Source organism: Prevotella sp. KH2C16, assembly GCF_900113305.1.
Classification (GTDB): Bacteria; Bacteroidota; Bacteroidia; order Bacteroidales; family Bacteroidaceae; genus Prevotella.
The window spans coordinates 49,201-75,576 of sequence record NZ_FOOW01000013.1; the positions used below are offsets into that span (position 1 = coordinate 49,201).

General features: G+C 54.4%; 20 protein-coding genes and 2 pseudogenes. 12 read left to right on the forward strand and 10 right to left on the reverse strand.

The features are described from left to right. Positions 1–2: 2 nt before the first annotated feature. On the reverse strand, positions 3–1,289 hold the full coding sequence (locus BM114_RS09510; RefSeq protein WP_255406482.1) for a hypothetical protein: 1,287 nt from the start codon (positions 1,287–1,289) through the stop codon (positions 3–5). Positions 1,290–1,443: 154 nt separating this feature from the next. Here BM114_RS09510 and BM114_RS09515 point away from each other — a divergent pair, with 154 nt between their 5' ends. The 7 genes from BM114_RS09515 (at position 1,444) to BM114_RS09545 (ending at position 9,149) form a co-directional block, all read left to right on the forward strand. After that, positions 1,444–2,100 (forward strand): hypothetical protein, encoded by a 657-nt coding sequence (locus BM114_RS09515; RefSeq protein ID WP_092112812.1) that lies wholly within the window; start codon positions 1,444–1,446, stop codon positions 2,098–2,100. A gap of 359 nt (positions 2,101–2,459) precedes the next feature. Continuing rightward, positions 2,460–2,681, forward strand: a complete 222-nt coding sequence (locus tag BM114_RS09520; protein ID WP_092112813.1) for a DUF4492 domain-containing protein — start codon at positions 2,460–2,462, stop codon at positions 2,679–2,681. Between the two features lie 272 nt (positions 2,682–2,953). Then, positions 2,954–4,561 carry a cytochrome ubiquinol oxidase subunit I gene (locus tag BM114_RS09525; RefSeq protein WP_092112814.1) on the forward strand — a complete coding sequence of 536 codons (1,608 nt, stop codon included), beginning with the start codon at positions 2,954–2,956 and terminating at the stop codon, positions 4,559–4,561. 263 nt (positions 4,562–4,824) lie between these two features. Beyond that, on the forward strand, positions 4,825–5,967 hold the full coding sequence (locus BM114_RS09530) for a cytochrome d ubiquinol oxidase subunit II (protein WP_092112815.1): 1,143 nt from the start codon (positions 4,825–4,827) through the stop codon (positions 5,965–5,967). 217 nt (positions 5,968–6,184) lie between these two features. Further along, on the forward strand, positions 6,185–7,435 hold the full coding sequence (locus tag BM114_RS09535; protein WP_092112816.1) for an energy transducer TonB: 1,251 nt from the start codon (positions 6,185–6,187) through the stop codon (positions 7,433–7,435). Between the two features lie 145 nt (positions 7,436–7,580). Further along, positions 7,581–8,147, forward strand: a complete 567-nt coding sequence (locus BM114_RS09540) for an NUDIX hydrolase (protein WP_092112817.1) — start codon at positions 7,581–7,583, stop codon at positions 8,145–8,147. A gap of 237 nt (positions 8,148–8,384) precedes the next feature. Next, complete coding sequence (locus BM114_RS09545; protein WP_092112819.1) at positions 8,385–9,149, forward strand: hypothetical protein; 765 nt, start codon at positions 8,385–8,387, stop codon at positions 9,147–9,149. On the opposite strand, the gene BM114_RS09550 is transcribed toward BM114_RS09545, so the two are convergent. From BM114_RS09550 to BM114_RS09560, 3 genes are all read right to left on the reverse strand, one after another. Beyond that, on the reverse strand, positions 9,146–10,975 hold the full coding sequence (locus BM114_RS09550) for a thiol-activated cytolysin family protein (protein WP_092112821.1): 1,830 nt from the start codon (positions 10,973–10,975) through the stop codon (positions 9,146–9,148). The two genes, BM114_RS09545 and BM114_RS09550, sit on opposite strands and share 4 nt — an antisense overlap. 688 nt (positions 10,976–11,663) lie before the next feature. Next, on the reverse strand, positions 11,664–13,127 hold the full coding sequence (locus tag BM114_RS09555; protein ID WP_092112823.1) for a sensor histidine kinase: 1,464 nt from the start codon (positions 13,125–13,127) through the stop codon (positions 11,664–11,666). Next, positions 13,120–13,803 carry a response regulator transcription factor gene (locus BM114_RS09560; RefSeq protein ID WP_092112825.1) on the reverse strand — a complete coding sequence of 228 codons (684 nt, stop codon included), beginning with the start codon at positions 13,801–13,803 and terminating at the stop codon, positions 13,120–13,122. The genes BM114_RS09555 and BM114_RS09560 overlap by 8 nt, the downstream gene beginning before the upstream one ends. Before the next feature lie 189 nt (positions 13,804–13,992). On the opposite strand from BM114_RS09560, the gene BM114_RS09565 reads away from it, so the two are divergent. Continuing rightward, positions 13,993–16,263: an inorganic phosphate transporter gene (locus BM114_RS09565; protein ID WP_092112827.1), complete on the forward strand. Its 2,271-nt coding sequence runs from the start codon at positions 13,993–13,995 to the stop codon at positions 16,261–16,263. 404 nt (positions 16,264–16,667) lie between these two features. On the opposite strand, the gene BM114_RS09570 is transcribed toward BM114_RS09565, so the two are convergent. Both BM114_RS09570 and BM114_RS09575 read right to left on the reverse strand, forming a co-directional pair. Continuing rightward, positions 16,668–17,192, reverse strand: coding sequence for a hypothetical protein (locus tag BM114_RS09570; RefSeq protein WP_092112829.1), 525 nt, complete (start codon positions 17,190–17,192; stop codon positions 16,668–16,670). Between the two features lie 390 nt (positions 17,193–17,582). Next, positions 17,583–18,083: a very short patch repair endonuclease gene (locus tag BM114_RS09575; RefSeq protein ID WP_092112830.1), complete on the reverse strand. Its 501-nt coding sequence runs from the start codon at positions 18,081–18,083 to the stop codon at positions 17,583–17,585. A 115-nt stretch (positions 18,084–18,198) separates the two neighbouring features. Here BM114_RS09575 and BM114_RS09580 point away from each other — a divergent pair, with 115 nt between their 5' ends. Both BM114_RS09580 and BM114_RS09585 read left to right on the forward strand, forming a co-directional pair. Beyond that, positions 18,199–19,536, forward strand: coding sequence for a DNA cytosine methyltransferase (locus BM114_RS09580; protein WP_092112832.1), 1,338 nt, complete (start codon positions 18,199–18,201; stop codon positions 19,534–19,536). Between the two features lies 1 nt (position 19,537). Then, positions 19,538–20,668: a hypothetical protein gene (locus tag BM114_RS09585; protein WP_092112834.1), complete on the forward strand. Its 1,131-nt coding sequence runs from the start codon at positions 19,538–19,540 to the stop codon at positions 20,666–20,668. A gap of 129 nt (positions 20,669–20,797) precedes the next feature. Here BM114_RS09585 and BM114_RS09590 read toward each other — a convergent pair. From BM114_RS09590 to BM114_RS09605, 4 genes and pseudogenes are all read right to left on the reverse strand, one after another. After that, positions 20,798–21,649, reverse strand: a pseudogene (locus BM114_RS09590) (IS3 family transposase); the annotation flags it as partial. Next, positions 21,634–22,164 (reverse strand): helix-turn-helix domain-containing protein, encoded by a 531-nt coding sequence (locus tag BM114_RS09595; protein WP_092112838.1) that lies wholly within the window; start codon positions 22,162–22,164, stop codon positions 21,634–21,636. The gene BM114_RS09595 and the pseudogene BM114_RS09590, both read right to left, overlap by 16 nt. A gap of 366 nt (positions 22,165–22,530) precedes the next feature. After that, a complete protein-coding gene (locus BM114_RS09600; RefSeq protein WP_092112840.1) occupies positions 22,531–23,622 on the reverse strand; it encodes a DNA/RNA non-specific endonuclease in 1,092 nt (363 codons plus the stop codon). A gap of 16 nt (positions 23,623–23,638) precedes the next feature. After that, positions 23,639–25,375: a hypothetical protein gene (locus BM114_RS09605; protein ID WP_092112842.1), complete on the reverse strand. Its 1,737-nt coding sequence runs from the start codon at positions 25,373–25,375 to the stop codon at positions 23,639–23,641. A gap of 349 nt (positions 25,376–25,724) precedes the next feature. On the opposite strand from BM114_RS09605, the gene BM114_RS09610 reads away from it, so the two are divergent. Next, positions 25,725–25,958 carry a hypothetical protein gene (locus BM114_RS09610; protein ID WP_143089301.1) on the forward strand — a complete coding sequence of 78 codons (234 nt, stop codon included), beginning with the start codon at positions 25,725–25,727 and terminating at the stop codon, positions 25,956–25,958. A 193-nt stretch (positions 25,959–26,151) separates the two neighbouring features. Beyond that, positions 26,152–26,376: pseudogene (locus tag BM114_RS09615) on the forward strand (IS982 family transposase); the annotation flags it as partial.

Genomic DNA, 26,376 nt, shown 5'->3' on the forward strand with positions numbered 1-26,376 from the left:
CGTTATACTCTTGATAAGACTTCGTTTCTCGTTCCGTGCACCACCATCTGCCTGAGATTGAGCCCCGTGATACGGCGTACAAGGCCGTCGTTGACGCAGTCGTGGCGGGTCCAGAAGCCCGGCAGGATGACCGCGCGGCCGTTTCTCCGATAGAAGCAGGTGTCTTCGAGGAAGCCTACGGTCTCGGGTTTCTCCCTATAAAAGGCCGTGGAGAACTCATAGCGGTTGCCGTCGACACCCCGGACGGTGAAGTGGTCGCCTCCGCCCTGCACCCGCAAACCGCTGCGCAGACAGAGTTCGCGCAACTGGGGATAGGTGATGTAGATGCCGCGGCTTGCGGGGCGCATGTCTGAATCAGCCCAGACGGCCAGCAGGAAAGGCTTCTGCCCGGTGTCGAGAAACACATTGCGCACATCGCCATCACCGCCAACGAACAGCCCGCGGAGCGAGTCGCGCTCGGCTTCCGTCATCTCCGGCCAGCGTCTCGACAACTGCAGCTGTTCCTCGTTCCATGCCTGGAGGTTGGCGTCGGTAACGCCGTTGCCCCCGTCGGCCATCAACTGGTGATATTCCATCACGCTGTTATAAAACTTCTGACACACTTTCCGGCGGTCTGCCTGTCCATAGAGCCCGTATTCCAGATAGTGAGGGCTCTTGCTGCCGGGCTTCGATTCCTCCAGGCCGTCCATGATGTTCATGGCCATCCCCCCGCCCCCAAGGGCGTAACAGTGGCCTTGCATATACATGCGCAGATAATAATAGGCACGGCGGTCCACCCCCTCTTTGGCAAGCCAGGCCTCGAAAGCGTCTATCAGCCGCTTCGCGCGCCAGATGTCGTCGACCGTTTCCACCTCCCACCGGGCAGCCCGCAGCGAGAATCCCCCGCGCGGGAAGCGGCTCCAGAGACGGCGCGTGGGTGCGTCGAAGGTGCGCAGCGGCCCCTGCTCAAACTCCTGCTCGCAGCGCAGGACGACCACCTTGTCGAAATCGGTAATGATGTGCCTCTCCGTCTTCAGCATCGGCACGGGATAGCTCTTGATGTGGCTGGCCACCCGGAAGGTGTCCTTGGGATAGCCCGAGAGCGTGAAGGTCCACACGCGCCAGTCCTCCGTCCATCCCCGCCTGGTCTTGTATTTGGGCTGGAGCGTAATCTTCTGGCCGGGGAATTCCTTCTTCAAATATTCCAAGACTTCCTCCCTGGTGTCGAAGCGGAGGACGCAATCGGCCAGCACGAGCAGCGCCAGGGCGACCGCGCTCCACAAGAGGAGTCCATGCAGGAATGTCTTCATACCTATAATATTTGCCTGGTGCAAAGATAGGAAGTTTTCCCGAAACGGCAAGCGAGATTGGGAAAGTATGCTTTTTTTAACAGACGGAAAGGAGGGAAATTCGCTTTTTGATATATCTTTGCAGCGTAATACCTATCACAGAAAGGAGTTCCACATGAAGAGAATCGCAGCCATCCTGACTGTCTGCCTGTCGCTGATGCTAAGCACAGGTTGCATAGCTCAACAGAAGAACGGTCTTCCGAAAGCCGCTGAACACAAATCCATATACTTGCCGATGAAAACCCTTTATGACACACTACCGTCCTGCAAGCTGCCCTTGAGCTATCCGGGCACCGTCACGGGCATGAAGCCCGTGAGGAAAGACCAGTTAGATAAAGACCAAATGTTGCCACCGGACAGCACGCACTCCCTCCCGCTCCGCCTTTTCGGCGAAGACTGGAATCATCTTGAAGACCTCACAGCCTGTAGGCTGACCGATAAGACTGGTGCAAGGCTCATCCTGCTTAAGGCTAATGCCAGACGGTTTCCGGAAGACAGCAAAGGCATAGAACACTTTTATCTTCTATCGCTCGGCGGCGACTGGCGCGTGAAGGACTGCCGGGAGGTATATACCGCCTATGTGCATTGCGGCAAAAGCCGGCCACCGATGTATGCCAAGCAGGAGTTCAGCATCGGCACCGACCGTGTATGCACCGTCAACACCACTTACTACAACTTCGATACCCACGCCATGGTGCACAAGGTCTCCACCGTGCTCCATGTGGACGGCGAAGGTTCTTTCAGCGAGGAGAAGCGCACCACCTTGTATTAATGATGGGGTAAGGGAGCCTCTCTTCCGTACATTTTCCATCCCGCCTTTTTCTTTTAGCCGTCAGAAGGAAAGTAAAAGGTGGCTAAAAGGAGAGTAAAAAGCCGTTAAAAGGAAAGCTTTTAGCCGCCTTTTACTTGACCCCCTCCTGCGGCCTCCTACTCTCCCCTCCCGTAGAGGGAGGAGTAAATCTCTCCTCGATCCTCCCCCAAGGGGAGGGAGGAAATTGGCTTTTATTCTTACTCCTTACTCCCCTACTCCCTTGCTCCCGACAGAAAAGAAAATAAAATTTGTAATTTTTACAGAAAACAGTTGGAAGTATCAGGATTTTTTCTTAAGTTTGCAGGCGTAATAAGATTCATGTGAAGACACTCGGACGATTTCTCTACCAGACTTACCGCCTCTACTACGACGGTTTCCGCGGCATGACGCTGGGCAAGACGCTGTGGGCTGTGATACTCATCAAGCTCGTCATCATCTTCGCCGTGCTGAAGCTTTTCTTCTTCCCCGACTTCATCGGCAGCCATGCCAAGGAGGGACGGGAGGCGGACTTCGTGGAGACGCAGGTGTTAAATAGGGAGTAAGGAGTAAGAATAAAGACCTCACCCCAGCCCTCCCCCAAGGGAGGGAGAGTTCTCTTCCCTTTGGGGAGAGAGGTTAGAATAAGAGAATAAGAGAATAAAAGAATAACAGAATAAAAGAATAAAAGAATAAAAGCCAATAGCCTCCCTTACTCCCTCCCCTTGGGGGAACCATCGGTCATCGACCGAGTGGTCGCTGTCGGCGCAGCCGGTGCGACAAACAAACGAGGGAGGTAATGGTCGGGGAGAGGTGTTAATTAATTAAATAAACTACTATGCTAAACCTGTTATTAGACATTACCGCGGCAATCGTAGACTGGTCGAGAGCCCAGTTCGCATTGACGGCCATCTACCACTGGCTCTTCGTGCCGCTCACGCTCGGCATGGCCGTCGTCATGGGCATCGCCGAGACCTGTTACTACCGCACGGGCAAGCCGTTCTGGAAAGACACGGCGCGCTTCTGGCAGAAGCTCTTCGGCATCAACTTCGCCATGGGCGTGGCCACGGGCATCATCCTCGAGTTCGAGTTCGGCACCAACTGGAGCAACTACTCCTGGATGGTGGGCGATGTGTTCGGCGCGCCGCTGGCCATCGAGGGCATCGTGGCCTTCTTCATGGAGAGCACCTTCGTGGCCGTGATGTTCTTCGGCTGGAACAAGGTGTCGCGCGGCTTCCACCTCGCCGCCACCTGGCTCACGGGTCTCGGCGCCACCATCTCGGCATGGTGGATTCTCGTGGCCAACGCGTGGATGCAGTATCCCGTGGGACAGCAGTTCAACCCCGACACCATGCGCTTCGAGATGACCTCGTTCTGGGATGTGGCCTTCTCGCCCTTCGCCGTCGACAAGTTCTGCCACACCATCACCTCGTCGTGGATCATCGGGGCCGTGTTCACCGTGGGCGTGAGCTGCTGGTATCTGCTCAAGAACCGTGAGCACCGCCTCGCCAAGGAGAGCATCAAGATAGGAGCCTCCGTGGGGCTCGTGGCCTCGCTGCTCGCTGCCATCACCGGCGACAAGAGTGCCTACAAGGTGGCCCATGTGCAGCCCATGAAGCTCGCCGCCATGGAGGCTCTCTACAACGGAGGCCACGACCAGAGCCTGACGCTCGTCTCGGCCGTGAACCCCTTCAGGCAGCCCGACTACGAGAACGAGCAGGAGGCACCGCTGCGCATCGCCCTGCCCTACGGTCTCTCCGTGCTCGCCACCCGCACGCTGCACGGATATGTGCCCGGAGTGAACGACCTCATTAAAGGATACACGCGCGAGGACGGCACCCGAGAGCCCTCCTTTGCCGAGAAGATAGCCAGCGGCAAGAAGGCCATAGCCGCCCTCGCCGCCTACCGCAAGGCCACCGGCGGCCGACAGCTGGCTCCCGACGAGCTGCCAGCCGAGGCCAGGGCGCAGCTGCCGATACTGAAGGAGAACATCCGCTACTTCGGCTACGGATACATCAAGAATACGGCGCAGCTCGTGCCCCACATCCCCCTCACCTTCTATGCCTTCCGCGTAATGGTAGGCCTGGGCTGCCTCTTCATCCTCTTCTTCGCCGTGGTGCTCTGGCTTGTCTACAAGCGCGACATCACCCGCCACCGCTGGCTGCACATCACGGCCCTCGCCCTCATCCCCCTGGCCTACATCGCCAGCGAGTCGGGATGGATCGTGGCCGAGATGGGACGACAGCCGTGGACGATACAGGACATGCTCCCCGTGGGCGTGGCCGTCTCTGACATCGCCGCCGGCAGCGTGGCTCTCACCTTCTTCATCTTCCTCGGGCTCTTCACCACGATGCTGCTCGTGGAAATCAGCATCCTCTGCCGCCAAATCAAGAAAGGGCCGGAGCATGAGGTACAGGAAGTAAGGAGTAAAGGAGCAAGAGAGTAACACCTCTCCCCGGCCCTCTCCCAAGGAGAGGGGGTTCTCTCCCCTTGGGGGAGAGTTAGAGAGGGGTTAAAACAATAAAAGCCAACAGCCTCCCTTACTCCCTCTCCTTGGGAGAGGGCTGGGGAGAGGTAATAATAAAAGAATAAAAGCCAATGACATCCTCTCACCTTTCACCTTCTTAATATCCCCTCCCCTTTGGGGAGGGTAAGGGAGAGGTGTTTCTCCTTGGAGGAGGGCTGGGGAGAGGTAATAATTAAAGAACTATGACCTACTCATTCCTACAACAATACTGGTGGCTCGTCATCTCAGTGATGGGAGCCTTCCTCGTGTTCCTGATGTTCGTGCAGGGCGCCAACTCCATGATATTTCAACTCGGCAAGACGCCCCAGGAGCGGCGCCTCGTCATCAACTCCACCGGGCGTAAGTGGGAGTTCACCTTCACCACGCTCGTTACCTTCGGGGCCTCGTTCTTCGCCTCGTTCCCCCTCTTCTACAGCACCAGCTTCGGCGGTGCCTACTGGATATGGATGCTCATCCTCTTCTCGTTCGTGCTGCAGGCCGTGAGCTACGAGTTCCAGAACAAGCTGGGCAACTTCCTCGGCCCCAGGGCCTTCCAGGTGTGCCTCGTGATTAACGGCATCGTGGGGCCGCTGCTGCTCGGCGGAGCCGTGGCCACTTTCTTCAACGGCAGTAACTTCATCGTTGAGAAGGCCAACATGACGGCAGCCGTGCAGCCCGTCATCAGCCACTGGACCAACGCCTCGGCAGGACTCGACGCGCTGCTCGATGTATGGAACCTCGTCTTCGGCGCAGCCGTGTTCTTCCTCGCCCGCGTGCTCGGCATCCTGTATGTGAACAACAACATCGCCGACGACGCCATCCGCGCCCGCATCCGCCCGCAGCTCACCGTGAACGCAGCCGTGTTCCTCGCCCTCTTCCTCGCCTTCTTCCTCCGCACCCTGCTGAAGGACGGCTTTGCCGAGGATCCCGCCACGGGCGTCATTTTCATGGAGCCGATGAAATACCTCCACAACCTGCTCCAGCAATGGCCGCTCGCCGCGATATTGCTTGTCGGCGTGGTGCTCCTGCTCTACGGCATCGGGCGCACGCTGGCGCAGAAAGACTATATCAAGGGCATCTGGCCTGCCGGCATCGGCGTGATACTCACCGTCGTCGTGCTCTTCCTCATGGCCGGATGGAACCACACCGCCTTCTATCCCTCGAACGCCGACCTGCAGAGCTCGCTCACCATCGCCAACAGCTGCAGCAGCGAGACCACCCTGCGCGCCATGTTCTGGGTGTCGCTCCTCGTGCCCGTCATCATCGCCTACGGCGGCTACGCCTGGTGGTCGATAGACCGCAAGAAGCTCGACCGCAAGGAGATAGAAGAGGGAGAGGCGTATTAATGAAAACCCCTCCCCGACCCTCCCCCAAGGGGAGGGAGAGTTCTCTTCCCTTTGGGGAGAGATAGAGAGGGGTTAGAATAAAAGAATAAGAGAATAAGAGAATAAAAGCCAATAGCTTCCTTACTCCCTCCCCTTGGGGGAGGGTTGGGGAGAGGTGTTCTCCCTTCGGGGAGAGATAGAGAGGGGTCTTGCCCCCCTTTACTCCCGCCTATGAATTATGAATTATAAATTAAAAATACTCGCCGGGCTGCTGATCATCTTGATTGGCGGCGGACTGGCCTTCGGACTGCTCTCTAGTAGGACGGCACGCAGGCCGGACGCAAAGGGCGGCGACAGCGTGCCGGCACTGGCATTGCAGTCGCTGAGATCGGCAGCCGTCGACACCGCAGGCGACATCAAGGTCATCAAGGCCTACTACAGATTCCTCATAGAGGACACCTGCGCATGGGAGGAATACAAGGAGAAGGAGCACCAGTTCCTCACGCAGACGCTCATCGACAAGCTCGCATATTATGATGAGGCCGATGCGCTCCCGCTGTTTCCCATCATGGGCGACCTCCGGAACTTCCCGCTCCGCAACCTGAAGGTGAGAGCCCTCGGCGGCGAGTGGTATCAAGTGAGCCTGTTCGAGGAAAGGTGGACTACCCTCCCCGTCAGGATGGTTACCGACCGCGACGGCCGCCGTAAGATAGGCTATGCCGTGCCGTTCGGCTTCAACGGCGCGGTGTCCGACTCCCTCATCCTTCCCCGCCTCATCAGGATGCAGGAAAAGCAGCCCGACGCCCTCAGCTTCCTCAGGGCCTTCTTCCACTCCTATATCTCGCTCAACCACACCATCGACCTCGACGCGCCTGCCTACAGGGACTATCTGTGCGAGAAATTCGCCGCCCCGGGCGTCTCCACGACCTACTCGGGAGACAGCACACGCCGCTGTCTCAACTGGCTGGACGACCTGGTCGACAGTCCCCGGCAGGAAGCACCCAGATACACCATCAGCCCCACCGACCGCAAGAAATGGTACCGGGTAGAGACTACAGACCCGGAATATTACTTCTCCTTCCTGCTGCGCGTGGTAAGGCAGAAAGGCCACTACTTCATCGCCGCCATGGGCAGCGACCCGGAGTCAGACCCCGAGCAGGGCGAGGACGACCGCATCATCTACGAGATGGTTGAGGAGCAACCCTCCTTTCCCGGAGGCGAGCATGCCCTCATGGAATACCTGATGAAGAAGGTGGACTATCCGAAGAAGGAAGCCCGGAAAGGCGTCAGCGGCCGCGTCGTGGTCTCGTTCGTCGTCAACCAAGACGGCTCCATCTCCGACATCGAAATCGTGCGGCACGCCTCGGTGAGGCTCGATGCCGAGGTCATCAAGGCCGTGCGCTCCATGCCCGCGTGGGAACCGGGGAAGAAAAACGGCCGACCCGTAAGGTCGAAGTATACCCTCCCCGTCAATTTCAAGTTGGAATAGGAAATAAATAGGGAGTAAGGAGTAAGGGAGTAATGAAGTAAGGAGTAAGGAGTAAAGGGAGGCTGACGAGGCCGCAGGGCAAGACCTCACTTTTCCCGGTCGTTTTCTTTCCGTTTCCCTGTTTTTTCCCTATCTTTGCCCCTGTATGGAATTCAGAGACGAAGAAATGAAATGGAAGGTTCGCTCGAGAGAGAAACTCTTCGAGCGACCGTGGCTTACCGTGCACCGCGACGAGGTGGAGCTCCCCGACGGGCGCGTCAACGGGGAATACTATGTGCTGCACTACCCCGCATGGGTCAATGTCATTGCCGAGACCGACGACGGCAGGCTCATCCTCGAGCGCCAGTATCGCCACGGGCTCGGCACCATGTCGACGGAAATCTGCGCCGGGGTCGTGGAGAAGGGCGAGGAGCCCCTTGCCGCGGCCAGGCGCGAGCTGCTGGAAGAAACCGGCTATGGTGGTGGAGAGTGGACGCTCCTGATGACCACCGCCCCCAACGCGGGCTCCATGGACAACCTCTGCCATTCCTATCTCGCCCGCGGCGTGCGGCAGGTTTCGCAGCAACACCTCGACCGCACCGAGGATATCAAGGTCTACCTCTTCGAGCGGGAGGAAGTCTTGCGGATGCTGAAAGCCGGAGAATTTCTCCAGGCCATGATGGTAGCCCCGCTGTGGAAATACTTCTCCCAGCATACCAGCCTGCTGGAATAGGAAATATTACCTCTCCCCAGCCCTCCCCCAAGGGGAATACCCCTCCCCAACCCTCCCCCAAAGGGAGGGAGTAAGGAAGCTATTGGCTTTTATTCTCTTATTCTCTTATTCTTTTATTCTCTTATTCTCTTACAGGGAATAGGTTTCTCCATACTCCCGCCATGTCCTTTCCCATGGTCATGGGCGGCGCGGGAGCGTATCTTTGCGACAGAAACCATAAGAAAGGAGAAATGCCGTATGAAATCGAAACCGTTCCTGAAACTTAATCTCAACCTGCTGCGCCGCCCCGACCACAAGTGGCTGCTCGGAAGCGGGATGACGCGGAAGTTGGGTGCCTATGTCCTTGTGCTCATGTATCTCTCCAGCTGCGAGAACGGAGTTGCCAGCTTTGAGTCGTTCCACACGCTGAGCATGCTGACGCATATGAACCACTCCTCGCTGCGCAAGCTCGTCGAGGAGTCCGGCCTGTTTTATGTGGACAAGGAGAGAGGGCTCTTCCAGAGCAAATATCTCTGTGAGGTGCTGTCGTGTCAACGCCGTGTCGGCGAGGTGTCAAGCGAGGCTCAACGCCGTGTCGGAGCTGTGCCGACGCCCTGTTCGGGCTCGAACCTTATTAATCGCGCCCGCGAAGATATAGATATAGATAAAGATAAAGATATAGAGAAAGAAAAGAAAGAGGACGGCGGGGCCGCCTCTTTCACGAAGTTGTTGGATTTGAAGGAACGGGAGCCGGAGGGCGTGGCGGAGCTGTTCGGCGACGAGGCACTGCTGCGGCAGGTGGCGGCGCGGGTGGACTACCTGATCTGCTCGCCGCGCAACCGCCCGCTGGTGCGCCGCTGGCTGGCCGACTACATCCGCTCGCGGGGCTACTACCGTGCCCATCCGCTCAACAGGCAGACGGCGGCGCTGAAGCTCTACGAGCTGCTGAAGCCCGGCACGGAATCGCGCCGCCAGTTCTGGGAGTATATGAACCGCAGCCTGGCCGAGGCCTGGGGGATTTAGCCGAGGTCTACCTCCATGCCCACCTGCTCGTCCCAGTGCGCCTTGTCGAGCAGCTCTGTCTTCATGGAGTTTTTCCAGTAGACCACATAGTAGGCTTCCTCCGCGGGATAGTAGTCGTTGTCGGCCTCGAGCACGATGTTGCCGCCCTGCGTGATTTCGTCGCCCTCGGCGTCCCACACTTGAATCTTTATGTTCTTCACCTGGTAGGTATACTTCGTTACATCGATATTGAGCTTGCTCTTGCCCTTGACGCAGGTCTTCGGATGGTTCATCACCCGGCTCACCCGGATGATTCCGTCTGGCCCTATGGTATACTCCGTCCAGCTGACGCTGATGTATCGCTGCTTGTCGCGGCGGTTGCGGAAGAGTATCTGCACGGGGTGGAGCGGGATGACCGTTTCCTCGAGGTAGGAGCCCGTGTTGCCGAACTGTGCGGCCACGAGGTTGCCCGTCATGAACGCCGTGGTGTAGGAGAGGATGACGCCCTGCGTGTTGCGGTCGATGGTGATGCCGCCCTGCACATATTTGTCCACGCGCCGCTTCATCTCGTCCTGATAGGCTATGATGCGGTCGAGGGTGGTCTCCTTGCCGTTCTGCTGGCCGCTGCCGCTGGCCGAGAGGTTGGTGCCTGGCACTGACTCATAGAAGGCGCTTGTGCCGGCGATGTTTCCTCCGTCGAGCACGAACCACGACTTGAACCTGATGTCCTGCGAGCTCTTCTTCCATTTCGAGTCGGCCGAGAAGTAGGTGCTGTAGGAGGCCTCAGCCTTGGCGAGCATGGTTGAGGAGTGGGTCTCTATCTCCGAGCAGTAGTAGGCGCGGCGGCCGTAGGTTACTGAGTCTACGAAGAGCAGGGCGTTGTTGCGTATCTTCTGGCGCAGCATGTCCACGGTTACATCGTCGCCGAAGAGCTGCGAGTAGTCGCCGTCGGGCAGGTCGGCCTTCACCGTGTAGTATTTCTGGCAGAAGTCGCGGATGGAGATGCTGCGGCAGGAGTTGCTGCCCGACTCATAGGAGGCCTTGAGCGAAGCACCGGCGTAGCCTGCCGAAGCGTGCATCTCGAACTCGGCCTCCTTGTAGCTGTGGAAGGTCTCGGTCTTGTCCACGATGCCCGGCGGGATGGTAACGCCCGACTTGTAGAAGTCGTGGAGGATGTTGTCGATGGCGTGGTCCACGGCCACGGCCATGCTTCCCGAGGGTTCCCTGGAGGCGTCGGCCACGATAGAGTCGCGCCCGCTGATGACGGCTCCGTTGAACTGCTCCACGCGCACATTCACCTTGCCGCGCTTCACATTCAGGATGGTGGGGTTGAGTGAGGTTACATTGCCGTCGACCACGATGAGCGCCCCGGGGAAGATGGAGCCCGAGTTGGTGGTAACGCTCGCGGTCTTGGCCTTGGCCTGCCAGTTCACGCGGCGGCGTATCTTCAGGTACTGTCCCGAATGGCTCGGGCCGGTGGCTCCCGCTTCGGCCGAGGTGAGCAGGCTGCTGTCGGCGATGAGGCCGCTGATATAGGCGTTGATGGCTCGCCGGCGGTCGGCGTCGGTGTTCCCGCTGCCGGGTCTGCTGATGTATCCGTAGCCGGATCTGCTGCCGGTGCTTGTGCTGGGTCTGACTCTCCTGCCGCTTGTGCCGGGCCTGCTTCCGCTGCTTGTGCCGGGTCTGCTTCCACTGCCGGTACTGGGCCTGATCCTACTGCGGCTTGCCACTTGTATCGGATCTGCTCTCTGTACCGTACTCTCTCCAGCCTTTTGGAGATTCTTCAGCACACTGGCCATTACTTTTTCTTTAAGACTTCTCTTTGGTTTCTCGTCTTCTGTCGTCATTGTTCAAATGATTTTAAGGATTAATAAATATAGGTGTGTCCGTATGGGAGCCTCCTGCTCCTGTGCAAATATAGCGATAAATCCGCCAGGGATTTTGTAATATTTGGCCATCTTTTTGGAGAATCCGGCCAAAATCCGCCTGTCTTTTTGGAGAATCCGGCCAAAAGGGAGTAAAGGGAGTAAGGGAGTTAAGGGAGTAAGGGAGTTAAGGGAGTTAAGGGAGTAAGGGAGTAAGGGAGTAAAGGGAATAAGACTCTCCCCGGACATTACCTCCCTTGTTTGTCCGTCGCACCGGCTGCGACTACTCGGTCGATGACCTATGGTTTCCCAAAGGGAGGGAGAGTTCTCTTCCCTTCGGGGAGAGATAGAGAGGGGTTAAAAGAATAAAAGCCAATAGCTTCCTTACTCCCTCCCCTTTGGGGAGGGCTGGGGAGAGGTCTTACTCCTTACTCCCTTACTCCTTACTTCCCCGTTTTCCTTTTAGCCGTTAAAAGGAAAGTAAAAGGTGGCTAAAAGGAAAGTAAAAGGCCGTTAAAAGGAAAGCTTTTAGCCGCCTTTTACTTGACTGCTCTCTGCGGCCTGCCCCTGCCCCCTCCCATAGAGGAACACCTCTCCCCGTTTCTCCCCCTCTCCCTTGGGGGAGGGTCGGGAAGGGGTGTTCTCCTTGGGGGGCAGGGTGAGGGGGGTGCTAATTCCTGATGCGCAGCGTGAAGCGGAAGCAGAGCCCTCCGCCGGGATTGTTGCTTACGCTGATCTCGCCTCCGTGCACGAGGACGGCGTTCTTGACGATCGACAGTCCCAGCCCCGTGCCGCCCATCTTGCGGCTCCGCCCCTTGTCTATGCGGTAGAAGCGCTCGAAGAGTCGGTCGAGGTGTTGCTCGGCCACGCCCACGCCGTTGTCGCTGAAGCAGAAGGCGAAGGCATCGCCGGCGGCATTCCGGACTGCGGTGATGCGGACGGAGGTGCCCTCTCCGGCGTAGGCCAGGGCGTTGTCGGCAAGGTTGTGGAAGATGCTGTAGATGAGCGAGGCGTTGCCCCGTATGCGCAGGTCGGCGGGCAGGTCGGTGGTGAGGGTCATGTGCTTCTTCTCCAGTTCCGGCCCCATCTCGTTTGCGAGGGTATGAATCTGTTCGGCGATGTCTACCTCGGTGAAGGGGATGTTGAGCAGGCCGTCGTCCATGCGGTTGAGGGTGGAGATGTCGTTGACGAGGTTTTCCAGCCTGAGGCATTGCTGATAGCTGTGCTTGATGAACCGGGTGCGGGTTTCGGGCGGCATGTCGGGTGATTCGAGCAGGGTTTCCAGATAGCCTGAGATGCTGGCTATGGGCGTCTTGAGCTCGTGGGCGATGTTCTGCGTGAGCTGCCGCTTCAGGATGTTCTGCTCGTTGCGGGTCTTCTGCAGCCGGATGTAGAGCCTCACGATGTGTTCCGAGATGTCGCCCAGCGCGTCGTCGGAGAACTTTGCCAGTTCTTCCAGTTCGAGGGGCTCGTTGCGGTCGGTCTTCTCTGCGAAGTTGCTGAGCTGTGCCACATTGTTGTTCACTCTGTGTATGAACCGGTACAGGAGAAACGCCACGAGAATCAGGGCGGCGAGGGAGATGCTCATGAAGAGGAAGTCGGCCGAGAGGTCTTTCCCCAGGTCCTGGTCGAAGGGCAGGGCGGTGCGGATCACGATGGAGTCGCGGGGATAGTAGGTGGCCGAGTAGAAGAACCGGCCGCTCACGGTGGCGCTGGCGCGGCTGATGTCGTATCCCTTGCCGTGGCTCAGGGCCTCTCGGACTTCCTTGCGGTCGGCGTGGTTGACGATTTGCCGCGGGTTGTTGCGCCAGCTGTCGTAGGCTACGGTGCCGTCCGGGCGGATGAGGGTGAGGCGCATGCCCTTCAGGGGGTGCGCCTTCATGTAGGCTGCCATCCTGCCGGCGTCGGCCAGCGAGGCTGTCAGCGGGTCGTCCTTCTCTTTCTCCTGCAACTGCAGTATCTCGTACATCCGGTCGTTGTAGTCCTGCAGGCGCGTGTTGATGTTCTCGATCTTGTTCTTGTTCATGCTCGACCGGTAGAGGAAGAAGAACGAGAAGATGACGAGCGCGAAGAGGGAGACGATGAGGATGAAGACGCGCAAGCCTATGGAGCGACTTGTCATGATGCTATTCATCGAAGTAGTAGCCGAACCCGAGCCGGGTAACGATGTTCTTCCCGTAGGGGCCGAGCTTCTTGCGGATGCGGGTGATGTTCACATCGACGGTGCGGTCGACGACGAATACATCGCGCGGCCATATCCTGTTGATAAGCTCCTGTCGGCTGAAGAGGTGGCCGCGGTTTTCGAGGAGCACGCGCAGGAGCTCAAACTCCGTCTTCGTGAAGGGAATGGAGGTTCCGCCTACGCTGACGGTCTTCTTTTCAAGGTTCATCTCCAGGCCGTTGTAGCTGAGGAGGGCGTCCGGTTCCTCGGTCTTGCGGCAGGTGCGGTGGAGCACGGCCTTCACCCTCATCACGACCTCGCGGATGGAGAACGGCTTGGCGATGTAGTCGTCGGCTCCGAGGCTGAATCCCGTTATGGTGTCGTTCTCCGTGCTGCGCGCCGTGAGGAAGATGACGGGCGTGGCGGCGAGGGCGGGGTCCTGCTTGAGGCTCTTGGCCATGGCGAAGCCCGACATCTCGCCCATCATCACATCGAGTATCAACAGCTGGTATTGGCTCAGGTCGAGCGTCAGCGCTTCCTCCGCGCTGTTGGCGGTGTCCACCTGGAAGCCTTCGTTCTCCAGGTTGAATTTCAGGATCTCGCAGAGGTCCTGTTCGTCGTCTACGACTAAAATCTTAGGTCTCCTCATTCACAAGTGTTTGATGTTGTCTGCAAATTTAGTTATTTTTTTCGCTTTCCACCCTCATGGGGGACGATTTTCTGAGAATTGTAACAGAATTATAACATCTGTGTAAATATGCTGTAACATCGGAAATGTACTTTTGCCACCGAAAAGACAGCACGAAGTTTTCAACAAAAAAAGTTATATTAGGTTTTTATGGAAATTTTTTATGTAATTATCATTTGCTTCCTCGGGGCCCTGGCGCTGTTCGACCTGTGGGTCGGGGTGAGCAATGATGCCGTTAACTTCCTGAACTCGGCCATCGGCTCTAAGGTGGCGTCGTTCCGGGTCGTGTTACTGATAGCCGCGCTGGGCGTGTTCTTCGGCGCGGTTACGAGCAACGGGATGATGGATGTGGCCCGCCACGGAGTGATGATTCCCTCGCAGTTCACCTTCGAGCAGGCCATCACGGTGTTCATGGCGGTGATGGTTACGGATGTGATCATCCTCGACATCTTCAACAACATGGGCCTGCCCACCTCGACGACGGTGTCCATGGTGTTCGAGCTGATAGGCGGCACCTTCGCGCTGGCGTGGATCAAGATTGCAGGCGACCCGGAGCTGGAGTTCACCCAGCTGCTCAACACCGGCTCTGCGCTCAAGATGATCGCCGCCATCTTCTTTTCCGTGCTGGTGGCCTTCCTCCTGGGCACCATAGTCCAGTGGCTGGCGCGCCTGGCCTTCACCTTCAAGTACAAGGAGCACATGAAGTGGTGCATCGGCATCTTCGGGGGCCTGTCCATCACGGTGATGCTGTTCTTCATCTTCTATCAGGGACTGAAGTCGGCCTCCTTCGTGTCGGCCGCCGACAGGGCCTGGGTGGACTCCCACTTCACGAGCCTCACCGCGGGAGTGTTCATCGTGAGCGTGCTGCTCTCGGAAGTGCTCTATCTCCTGCGGGTCAATGTGCTGAAGGTGGTCGTGCTGCTGGGCACCTTCTCGCTCGCGCTGGCCTTTGCCGGCAACGACCTGGTAAACTTCATCGGCGTGCCGCTCGCCGGCCTGTCGGCCTGGCAAGACTATGCCGCCAACGGCGCGGGGCAGGCCTCTGAGTATATGATGACGAGCCTCGAGTCGTCGGCCTCCTCGCCGCTGGCCTTCCTCGCCCTCGCTGCCACTATCATGGTGGTGGCCATGACCACCTCGAAGAAGGCCCGCAATGTCATCAAGACCAGCGTGGACCTCTCCGCGCAGGACGGAGGCGACGAGCTCTTCGGCTCCTCGGGCGCGGCCCGCGGCATCGTGCGGATGAGCCAGGGCGTGATAGACCGCACCGAACATTATATCCCCCGCTCCCTGCGCAATATACTGGCCAGGCGCTTCAACACGGCGGACATCTCCCTGCCGCAGGGGGCTGCCTTCGACGAGGTGAGGGCGGCCGTGAACCTGGTCATCTCGGCCATCCTGATCATACTCGGCACCACGCAGAAGCTCCCCCTCTCTACCACCTATGTTACCTTCATGGTGGCCATGGGAAGCTCGCTCGCCGACAAGGCATGGGGGAGGGAGAACGCCGTCTACCGCATCACGGGAGTGCTGAGCGTGGTAGGCGGATGGCTGCTCACGGCGGCCATTGCCTTCACCGTCTGCGCCGTGGTGGCGGCGTGCATGTATTTCGGCGGCTTCCCGGCAAAGGGCCTGTTCATGGTCCTCGTAGCCCTTATCCTCTGGCGCAGCAATGTGGCCTATAAGAAGAAGCACCGGGCAAAGCCGGAGGACGAGACCTTCCAGGCGCTGGTAAGGACGAAGAGCCCCGAGCTGGCCTGGGAGCTGCTCAAGCAGCATGTGGTCTCCACCCAGGCGGAGATGATCCAGTTCACGATGAAGATGTTTGCCAACATCACGGCGGGATTCGCCGGACACTCCGTGAGCATGCTCCGTGGCGTGAGGCGGAGCCTCGACGACCAGCAGCGGCGGCTGGCCCGGCTGCGGCGCCGCGAAATCGTGGGACTGCGCTACATCAGCCAGGACATTGCCCTGGAGCGCAACACATGGTATCACCTCAGCATCAACTCGGCGGAGCAATACATCTATTGCATGAAGCGCATGCTCGAGCCCGTGAAGAACCATGTGGACAACAACTTCAACCGCCTGCCCAGGGAATACCTCCGGGAGTTCGAGCCCGTCATCAAGAAGACAAACAGCCTGCTCGACAAGACGCGCAACTACTTCATCACGGGCAACTACTCAGGCTATCGCAACATCATGGCGGAGGCCGACGAGCTCAAGAACGACATTTCCAGGCTGCGCAAGCGGCACATCGACCGCATACAGCTGGCCAAGAACAACCGCAACTATCAGGTGGCCATCGTCTACCTGAACCTCATCCAGGAGAGCCAGATGCTGCTCAGCATCATGCGCCATCAGCTCCGGGCCACCAAGAAGTTCACCGACGAGGTGGAGAGCGTCGTACCCTATAATACCTGAAAAAAGCCATGGACGAAGAGAAAGCCCGCAGAATCCAGCGGGCCTACCGGTATGTCAGGTGGACGCTGATGGCCGTCCTGCTGCTCCTGCTCTTCCTCTGGGCCCTGTCGGCATGAGGCCTCCGCGGCCTTTTCTTAACCTTCAAAGCCGAAGAACCTCTCCCCCTGTTCTCAGGGGGCAAAGTAAAAGGCCGTTAGAAGCATTGCTCCTAACGGCTAAAAGCTTTCCTTTTAACGGCCTTTTACTCTCCTTTTAGCCACCTTTTACTTTCCTTTATACACTTGACCATGCACAGTCCCTTGTCCCAATGGAGTGTATAGGTGTCAAACTCTATATATATCCCACTTCTCAAATCAAACGCCAATGCTCTTCCTCTGTAATACTAAATGCTATAGATCCCAATATCACCAATCTTTTACTCTATTCGCGAATTTGTAGTCTGTAACCGTAAATTCAAGTATTCCCGGCTCTATACCATCAGGATATTTCTTGTAAGTCTCCACTAAGTCGACCTTTTCTTTGATGGAGACCTCCATGGTTCTTATCGTGTCATTTTTGGAAACCAAAGCGGGATAAGTTTCATAAAAAACAATTTTTGTAATATAAATTCGTCCGTGATTTCTGCGATCCCACGGGCTTGTCCCTCTCAAAAGGATGTGATCATAAGACATTCCCATACCTTTTAGTTCACTACATAGGTCCATTACCATAAAGTCCCCATTTTCAAGAAGTTCCTTCTTTCTGTCCAGTAGTTCTTTATAGTTATGAGGTGTCCAATTGGTTTGTGTCCTTTTAGATGAATCCCCATTCATATTCGATAGGGGTAGATTAGAACTCTCTCCTGCAGCCGGCAGGGCAAAAACCTCGTAAAAGCTTCCGCAGAAACACAAGCCTGTGGCAATTGCCGCTAATAAAAAAAGATGTTTCATAAGCTATTCATTACATTTTTTACTTCATATGTCGTCCTGTCTGAGCGAGTCATCCCTCAATGCTTGGACAATTGCATGTTTCTTTCACTTGATATTCGTCGGTTTAATTTAATTTACAGGTGTTTAGAGTAATTGCGTAAATGTAATATAAAAAAGAAGACAAACAAAGTATGTCCTAAACATTAACTTTATTTTAACACAAATCTCCCTCGTTGGTCCGCCGCACCGGCTGCGCCGACATCGCCCACTCGGTCGATGACCTATGGTTCCCCAAGGGGAAGGAGTTCTCTCCCCTTGGGGAGAGTTAGAGAGGTAAGAATAAGTGCCAATAGCCCCTCCTTTAATCTCTTAGAATTCCATTTCCTAAGGGAAAAACGGGCGAAGGCGAAGTTATTTCATTATGTCTATCGTAGGCTCTGCAGCCATATCCATTCGCTCGTCTTCTTCAACTGGTGGATAATGGATTTTATGGTCAGCGAGGAATATATGATTTAATGTAAAGGCTAAAGATGTCAAGGTCTTTTCCCTATTTTCTTTTGTCAGCTCGCATTCCCAGATAGTAATGCAATGCCATCCCATTTTTGCCAATTGTTGTTGTACAATCAAGTCTCGTTGTTTGTTGCGTTTAATTTTTGAGAGCCAAAAGTCAATGTTGTGCTTTGGCGTACGGAATTCCTTGCAATCATGTCCATGCCAGAAGCAGCCATTGACAAAAATGCAGGTACGGTATTTCCGAAGCACAATATCTGGATGTCCAGGTAATCGGGCAGAATTCAGTCGATACCTGAATCCTTCAGCAAACAAGTAATGCCTAACAATCAGTTCTGGTTTTGTGCCCTTGCTATGGATTGCCGCCATGATTTTGTGTCTGTTTACAGTTGATATAGCCATTCGTAGATACCTTTTTTCTATTGCAAAAATAGTAAAAATCCTTTAGAACTCTCTATAATCAAATAAAAAAGCACTATCTTTGCGGAAGCAAATAAGTGAAAAAAAGGATATATTCATGGCGGAAATAAAATATTCAGCAATCACACCTGAATCTGATATTGTCGCAGAGGCACAGATTCCCTTGATTTTTGAAGATTGTGATAATATAGAAAAAGATGACACTTTAAAGGTTTTATCACTTTTTTCAGGGTGTGGAGGTATGGATCTGGGCTTTGAAGGTTGCTTTATCGCAAATAAGAAATCCATAAGTCCTAAGTTTGAGATAGAAAGTGATATCAATGAGGATTGGGTGTTAGTAAAAAAGACACGCTTTAAAACAATTTTCGCAAATGACATTTTACAAGAAGCAGAAGTCGGTTGGACAAATTATATGTCTCGATTTGGTTACTCTCCCGCAATTTATCATCTGGGCAGTATCGTGGAACTTGTTAAATTGCATAGGGCTGGAGTTAAAATTTTCCCGGATAGTGTCGATGTCGTTTTAGGCGGATTTCCTTGTCAAGATTTTAGTGTTGCGGGAAAACGCAAGGGTTTTGAGTCTCAAAAAGATGATATGGGTAAGAAAAGGACTGTCGACGCACCTTCGGAGGAGAGCAGGGGAAAGCTGTATTTCTGGATGAAGCAAGTTATAGATATAGTCCATCCGAAAATTTTTATAGCAGAGAATGTTAAGGGCTTAGTGAATCTGGGAAATGTAAAGGATATCATCCAACATGATTTTGCGAGTGCTGATGGGGGGGGGTATATAGTTCTTCCACCTCAAGTATTACACGCAGGTAACTATGGTGTTCCAGAAACCCGCGAACGAGTCATTTTTATTGGGATAAGAAGAGATGCGTTGGAGCCAGAAGCATTACAGGCTTTAGAGTCTGATCAAATTCCTGCGGATTATAATCCGTATCCACTACCTACTCATGATTATCTACTTGATGACAATAGCCTTTTGCCGCCAGTAACGACTTATGATGTGTTGAAAGATTTAAAGGAACCCGAGGATTCTGTTGATCCATCTCAACAGGTTTTCTCTCGTGCTAAGTATTTAGCTAATGGAAGCCAAGGGCAAGTAGAGATAAAATTAGATGGGTTGGGACCAACCATCCGCTCTGAGCATCATGGAAATATCGAATTCAGGAGGCTATCTATGGAGCATGGGGGCACACATTTAAACGAACTGGGGCATGGGCTTAAAGAACGAAGGTTGACACCAAGGGAATGTGCCATGATACAAACATTCCCTCCAGATTATCAATTTGTCATTAAAAAAAGAAATGGTCGTGGATATAGTTTAAGTTCTTCCGGGGCCTATAAGATAATTGGCAATGCCGTTCCTCCAGTCTTGGCATACAATATAGCTATGAGAATACAAGAATTATGGTCTAAATATTTTGGTTAGTATGGAACAAGAACAAAGATTTGTATCTTTCGACATGGAAGGGATGAACCATGAAGACAAAATAGTTGCTGACTTAATGTCCCAAGCCATTAAATACATGAATGACCGAGCAATAAGAAATCCGAAATCATATGGGAGGATGAGCGGAGGTGATGTGGAAGAACTATCCTTCAAATCTATGCGGGAAGTTGCTCCCTGTCTTTCTATAGACCCCAAAAGGATTGACCTCGTCTCCGGGCACTCTTTTCCTGATATTATTCTTGATAATACGGTTTATGGTGTAGAAATAAAGTCGACTCAAAAAGACTCTTGGACTTCAACGGGAAGTAGTATAGTTGAATCTACCCGTTGTTCTGGCATAGAGAGGATTTATATGCTATTCGGAAAATTAGGCGGGCAGCCGGAATTCCGGTGTAAACCCTATCAAAGGTGTTTAAGCAGTATTGCGGTTACCCATTCTCCACGATATCTCATTGACATGCAATTAGGCGAAAAGCAGACCATCTTCGCCAAAATGAATACTGATTACGAAGAGTTCCGTCATCTCCCGGAGAATGAGAAAATCTCTTATGTCAGGAAATATTATCTTCAACAGGCGAAATTGCGGGGAAACGAGAATCTGAGCCAAAACGAGATGCCTTGGTGGATGGGACAGCAGACGGGGGTGGATTGGTCTTTTTATAATGACTTGAGCTCTTTTGCCAAGGAGGCTATGATGCCCCGGTTGTTTGCTCTTTTCCCGACATTGTTTGACTCTGATTCTGATAAGCGTTTCAAGCCTGTTGCCATCTGGTTATGCGACCGCTATTCCATGATATGCTATAATATGCGTGATTCTTTTACTGCGGGAGGTACTGTAAAATCTTATAATGGAAAGAAATTAGACAGGTGCTATCCCGCAATAGTAGGCCGGTTGATAAAGTATATTGATGAAATTAAAGTACTTCTTAGCAATCCAGACGCGGAATTATTAACAGATATTCAAGATTTCTGGGATTTTAATTATGACCGTGAAAACTTGCTTGAGTCATGGGTAAAAGCTCTTGAAGCCGAATTTAGTAAAAACAAGGATTTGAGTTTCATTAACTTAAGAGAACTACTTGATGTGGGGACTGTTGAGGTTTCGGTATAGGGTTTCCTCTCCTCCCTGCAGGACGGGACTATCGCACAATGTGGCAGGAATCCTTCGATCAGCTATGGGCTGAAATAGGGGTGCGGTTCATTTGATGTGCCCCCTAAAAGTTGGACATTAAATTAAATATTAATGATTCAACTCTCTATAGTAGTGAGCTCGGTATTGTACCGGGCTCATTCCTTTTAACCTCAATTTTATTCTTTTATTGTTATACCAGTCTATATATTGTCTCAATGCCCTTTCAAACTCCCTGATGCTTTCAAACTTGTTGGCATATAAGAGTTCGTTCTTCATCAGACCAAAGAAATTCTCCATCATTGCATTATCCAAACAGTTGCCTTTGCGTGACATGCTTTGTGTGATGTCATGGTCTTTAAGCATCTTCTGGTACATGCCATGCTGGTAATGCCAGCCCTGATCCGAGTGGATTATGAGGCCATCCAGTTGTGGGCACTTCTTAAAAGCCTTCTTGAGCATAGATATGACCATCTGCAAGTTTGGGCTGGTAGAAATAGTGTAAGATATAATTCCGCCATCAAACATATCCAATATGGGTGACAAGTACATCTTTCTGTCATTTATGCATACTTGTGTAATATCCGTGGCCCATTTCTGGTTAGGTCTGTCTGCGCAAAAATCACGTTCCAGCACATTAGGGGCAATCCTGCCTATCTCCCCCTTATAGGAGTGATAGTGCCGTTTCTTGGTCTTTGCCTTAAGTCCCATCTGACTCATCAGCCTCTGTACCGTCTTGTGGTTAATAACTATATCTTCGTTGCGCAGTTCCATACAGATTCGCCTGTACCCGTAGCTGCCATGGTTCTTGCCATATATCTGCTTTATATGCCTCCTGATACTATCATATCCATCTCTGTCTTCCATATGCGATATATGGTAATAGAATACAGAACGCGCCATCTTCATCCTATGCAGCATATACTGCAGGGGATATCCCTCTCGCCTTAGTTCCTCGATGGCCCGTGCCCAATCTCGCGTAGTCGGGCATTCCTTTCCTCGACTAAGGCTCTCACTTTTTTTAGCAGAGCATTCTCTGTCTTGAGCTCCTGTACTTCCTTGCGAAGCCTTTCGAGCTCTGTGAGCGCTTTGCTGTTCTTTTGGGGTCTTCCCATGCCTGTTGGTCGCCCTCGCCTTTTAGTGCTGTTCAAAGCTGCCAAGCCGTCCGTTCTGTATTGCTGTAACCATACTGATATTCGTTGGGGGCTGGCTCCATATTTGAGCGAAGCTGCGTGTAAAGTTAAGTGATTTTCTTCAATATCAAGCACGATTTCTCTCTTTAATGCAAAATCTGCCTTGATATTCTTTCTCTTAAATAAACCTGAACGCCCTTCTGACTGATAGCGATCCCATAAAACATGAAGGCGGTCTTCATTTATGCCATACTTCATGTGAATAGCATGTATGGATGTTCCTGCTTCGATCATTTGCATGTAATGCAGACATTCTGCATAACCATGCTTCTTTCTCTTTTGCATAATAAAACCCGAATGTTTTTTTGTCTAACTTTCGGGGTTCACTTCAAGATAATAAAATACCGTAAAAAGAAAAATACAAGGGGAAAAGAATGAACACCTCACACCAGCCCTCTCTTGAGGAGGAGAAGAGAGAGCACCCCCCACTCCTTCCTCTTTTCAGACAGGTCAAGTAAAAGGCGGCTAAAAGGAAGGCTTTTAGCCGCTAAGAGGAGAGCAAAAGGCCGTCAGGAGCAACGCTTCTAACGGCCTTTTACTTTAGAGTCGGGCAGAATGTGAAAGTTTCCGGACAATCAACGGAGCGTAATGAATCTTACTCCCTACTCCTTACTCCCTACTCCTTACTCCCTACTCCTTACTCCTTACTCCTTATATTCCCCAGAAAGCCCGGTCCACCGTGGCTTCCGCGGCCTGTTCTATGGCGTCGTCGAGGTTGCAGAAGAAGTCGAGGCCGGTGCGGGTCTGCAGTTCCTCTACGGTGATGTACTCGGTCTGGCTGCCATTATAGTGGGGCGACCAGATGCCCACGGCGCGATAGGTGTCGGACTGCTTGTCGTAGGCCAGCAGCGCCATGTAGAAATATTTGGGCACGAGGCCGGGGAAGTTGAGGCTGGAGGCCGGCTTGCCCTCTTTCTGGGCGATGTAGCTGATGTCGGCGTCGGTGCAGATGTGCTCGGGCTTGTCGATGGTGGCCGCCTTGACCACATAGAGCGTGTCGCACTTGCCGGCCCACGAGCGCACCTTGCCTTCGAGCTGCTGCCACACGCCGCCGTTGTGTCCCTGTATCTGGGGCTGCATGTTGCTGAGGAAGAAGGTCTGGCTGTTCTGCGCACGGGAGTAGACCCTGTCGCCCGACGGACAGAGATGCCCGCGGCTGAATCCGCTGCCTTTGTAGTCGTCGAGGGTGGTCTGCATGCCTGAGGGAATGTCGTGATCCTGACGGAAGTCGTCGATGCGCTTCACATTCTGCTGCATAATCTCGTCGTACATCTCGTAGCAGGTCCATCGGTTGGCCTTCTTCGTGCCGTCCCACTCCAGCGAGTAGTTTATCATCCGCTCGCCGCCCTCCGTCGTGGTGTGTGTAACCTCGAAGGTGGTGTTAGAGCCTTGATAGAAGCGCGGGAACTCCAGCCTCCATCCCTCCGGGTTGCGGAGCAGGTCGGCGGCCGTGTTGCGGTTGGCGTTGTCGCCCTGCGGTTCGGGATTGGGGTTGGTTCCAGGCTCGTCGGTGAACGTGTAGGTGATCTGCGAGAAGAGGTAGTCCACCGACACCTTGGTGCCCGTGGGATATACCTTGATACCCACGCCGTCGATGATGCGGAGGCTGTCCATGGTCTCGCCCTTGATATAGGTGTGCACATCGCCGTGCCGGGTGGTAACGGTGAGTGTCTGCTTCTGGTCTTGCGCCGCGGCTCCCATGCTGAGGAGCAGGGCGAGCGAAATGAGTAAGTGTTTCTTCATCTTGCCGTCCTCCGTCTTATTTGATGATGAGCTTGCGACCGTTCACGATATAGACGCCTTTGGGCAGTCTGCTGAGACTGTTGCCGAGGTACTGTCCGCCAAGGCTATACACCTTGAGCTGCCGGGGCTGGCTCTGCTCCGTGGGGAGCGTGATGCCGGTGGGGTCGCCAAGGAAGGCTATCTTGGCATCCGACACGGCAGGCACACGGTAGTAGGCGTTCAGACCCTTGAGCCGTGCGGCAGGGTCGGCACCACTTGCGGGATAAGAGAGGCTGCCGTCGGCGGCGAGGTAGCGCTCGGTCTTGTCGGCGGCGAGCGTGGCCGGACTGTAGGTGGCCACGAAGCTATACGCTCCGTCGGCCGAGCTCACGGTCCGGGCTTCCGCGGCCTTGAGGGTTACGCCCTCATAGGCGGGGTTCTCCGCGTCCCATTTCACGAGGTAGGGCGTGCCGGCCTCGATGCGGGTCAGTCCCTTCTCGAAGATCAGCGTGCTGCCCTCCACGGTACCGGTAAAGCGGGCTATCTCGGCCTCCTGCAAGTCGTCCTCCTCGATGTCGAAGGGCACGGCGAACGAACTCCATTGGTCGGAGGTGAGCGTGCGGTTCAGGCGCACGGCCACATCGGACATGTCGGCGCCGGGCGAGGTGAATGGCTCGGTTTCATCGAGCACGAAGACCACGGGGCGCTGGTTGTTCTCAAGCATCGGGTTCACTTCCTGCTTGTCGCCGTCGGGCACGGCAATGCCTGCCAGGTCGACCACGGCTCCGGCATAGGGCTCGGCATATTTGCCGGCGTCGGCCGTGATGCCGAATCGGTTGTGCACGGTGATGCCCTCCCGCGTGGAGAGCCCGTCGGCGTTGATGTGCTGGTTTTTCAGTCGAATCCAGTCGGCGGCATGGGCGGCATAGTCAGCCGCCTCGGTCTCTCGCGGCTGCACCTCAGGCTCCGTTACGGGAGCCGCGATGACGAGCTGCGAGGTGTTGGTCAGTCCGTCGACGGCCTTGAAGCGGGGCACGCCGTTCTCCAGCGCATACTCGCCCGTGATCTGTCCGGCCAGGTGCTGGTTGCAGGCGAAGGGCACATTGGGGTTGATGCCGTAGAAGCACACGGCTCCCGTCTGGTCGCGCACATAGGCCTCCTGGGTGTCGCCCGTGCCGTATACATAGAGCACGCGGGCCATGCTGCCCTCGTCGCCGTCGGTGAGGCGGAGCGTGGCACGGCTGCCGCTCTGCAGGGCCTTGAGCTCTCCGATGCTGTTCACCGTGAAGACGGGCTGCGCAGGCTCGGAGGCCGAATAGGTGATGACGACGGTCTTGATTTTGTTCGTCTCGGTGGCGGTGAAGGTTACCGAGCCGGCGGCCGTGCCGCCGTCGGTCCACTCCGTGCCGGCGAGGCTCCCCGCATTGGCCGTGCTCTTCAGCGTTCCCGTGAAGGAGACGGCCGTGATCTGCTGCCCCTCGGGCACGCTGAAGGTGATGCTGCCGCCGCCCTTTGCATAGAAGCGCAGGTCGGTCTGACCCTTGCTGTTCCATACTCGGGTCGCGGTACTGCCGTTCGTGTACGACATGCTGACGCTGCCCACGGTGTAGGCCGGAGCCGTCAGGTTCGTCCCCTTGTTCGGGTCGGGCTTCGCGATCCCCAGGGCTTCGAGCCCCTGATCGGTGCAGAAGTCGAATGTGGCCGTGTCGGCAAGTCCCTGCAGCGGCGGGACGAGCACGGACAGCAGCACCAAGAAGCGTAAGATTCGTTTCATAAGTTTCTTTTTATATAGAATTATTATTCTTTAGTCGTCGTATAAGTTAGCGGCCTGGGCAACCCGGCTTTCAGGCTCCTGCCACAAAGATAGGCTCCTGCCGCAAAGATAATAATTATTTTCGAAACAAAATTATAAAATGCGGAAAACCTCTCTCCGCCATTGTTTTCCCTCCAGATTTTTTTATTAAATCTCGTTAAAAAATTTGGCGGTTCGAAAAAAAAAATACTTTTGCGCCGCTTTCACTATTTAGCGAAGACGAATTAGAGAGTTACACGGACATGGAGCGGAGCTGAACTTTGAGAAAACTCAGGCGAACCGTCCATAAACTAAAATAAAACAATACGACATGAAGATTTTGGTAAAAGATTGTAGGAAAACCTACCTTAAGCCTCAGTGCGACATGCTGAGTGCTGAAATCAGTAATTTCATCTGCACTTCCACCACGCCGGATCCCGAAAACAGCGGGAGTGGCAACTGGGATGCGAACTCCAATCACGAGGGCGGCTCCGGCTATATAGGCGGCGACGACGATGTGGCTCCGGCAAAGCCCTTCACCCAGATATGGGACAGCAATTTCTAAACACGACATCGAGAGAGCGGGAACGCGCGGGCGGGCGGCCTCAGCGCCTCCCATGCCCAGACTGCCTCCCCTCTCTATTTACATTATAAAATACGCGAGTTCGGGATAAGAAAAGCATTATAAAAGTTGGTAATCTCGCCAATATTTTGTACCTTTATAGGTGAAAATCAACAAGTTACAAAACAACCAAGCGATGATTACCAAGGACAAAGTTACAGAAATTTTCTGTATTATCGATGAGTTTGACAAGAATTTGAATGCAGAACTGGCCCAAAACCTCCCATTGCCCTCTCATGATGGCGATGGGAAGCGCTACCGTAACCGCAAGGGCAGGCTATCCGAGAGTGAGATTATGACAATCTTGGTATGCTACCATTTCGGTACTTACAGAAACTTCAAGGAGTACTACCTCTGCTGT

Excerpts from the sequence above, each read along its gene's own strand:
- BM114_RS09530 (WP_092112815.1), top strand. The coding sequence starts at position 4,825 with ATGACCTACTCATTCCTACAACAATACTGGTGGCTCGTCATCTCAGTG.
- BM114_RS09595 (WP_092112838.1), bottom strand. The coding sequence starts at position 22,164 with ATGCAAAAGAGAAAGAAGCATGGTTATGCAGAATGTCTGCATTACATG.
- BM114_RS09515 (WP_092112812.1), top strand. The coding sequence starts at position 1,444 with ATGAAGAGAATCGCAGCCATCCTGACTGTCTGCCTGTCGCTGATGCTA.
- BM114_RS09555 (WP_092112823.1), bottom strand. The coding sequence starts at position 13,127 with ATGAATAGCATCATGACAAGTCGCTCCATAGGCTTGCGCGTCTTCATC.
- BM114_RS09605 (WP_092112842.1), bottom strand. The coding sequence starts at position 25,375 with ATGAAACGAATCTTACGCTTCTTGGTGCTGCTGTCCGTGCTCGTCCCG.
- BM114_RS09540 (WP_092112817.1), top strand. The coding sequence starts at position 7,581 with ATGGAATTCAGAGACGAAGAAATGAAATGGAAGGTTCGCTCGAGAGAG.
- BM114_RS09575 (WP_092112830.1), bottom strand. The coding sequence starts at position 18,083 with ATGGCTATATCAACTGTAAACAGACACAAAATCATGGCGGCAATCCAT.
- BM114_RS09525 (WP_092112814.1), top strand. The coding sequence starts at position 2,954 with ATGCTAAACCTGTTATTAGACATTACCGCGGCAATCGTAGACTGGTCG.
- BM114_RS09585 (WP_092112834.1), top strand. The coding sequence starts at position 19,538 with ATGGAACAAGAACAAAGATTTGTATCTTTCGACATGGAAGGGATGAAC.
- BM114_RS09545 (WP_092112819.1), top strand. The coding sequence starts at position 8,385 with ATGAAATCGAAACCGTTCCTGAAACTTAATCTCAACCTGCTGCGCCGC.
- BM114_RS09600 (WP_092112840.1), bottom strand. The coding sequence starts at position 23,622 with ATGAAGAAACACTTACTCATTTCGCTCGCCCTGCTCCTCAGCATGGGA.
- BM114_RS09580 (WP_092112832.1), top strand. The coding sequence starts at position 18,199 with ATGGCGGAAATAAAATATTCAGCAATCACACCTGAATCTGATATTGTC.
- BM114_RS09560 (WP_092112825.1), bottom strand. The coding sequence starts at position 13,803 with ATGAGGAGACCTAAGATTTTAGTCGTAGACGACGAACAGGACCTCTGC.
- BM114_RS09510 (WP_255406482.1), bottom strand. The coding sequence starts at position 1,289 with ATGAAGACATTCCTGCATGGACTCCTCTTGTGGAGCGCGGTCGCCCTG.
- BM114_RS09535 (WP_092112816.1), top strand. The coding sequence starts at position 6,185 with ATGAATTATAAATTAAAAATACTCGCCGGGCTGCTGATCATCTTGATT.
- BM114_RS09565 (WP_092112827.1), top strand. The coding sequence starts at position 13,993 with ATGGAAATTTTTTATGTAATTATCATTTGCTTCCTCGGGGCCCTGGCG.
- BM114_RS09550 (WP_092112821.1), bottom strand. The coding sequence starts at position 10,975 with ATGACGACAGAAGACGAGAAACCAAAGAGAAGTCTTAAAGAAAAAGTA.
- BM114_RS09570 (WP_092112829.1), bottom strand. The coding sequence starts at position 17,192 with ATGAAACATCTTTTTTTATTAGCGGCAATTGCCACAGGCTTGTGTTTC.
- BM114_RS09610 (WP_143089301.1), top strand. The coding sequence starts at position 25,725 with ATGAAGATTTTGGTAAAAGATTGTAGGAAAACCTACCTTAAGCCTCAG.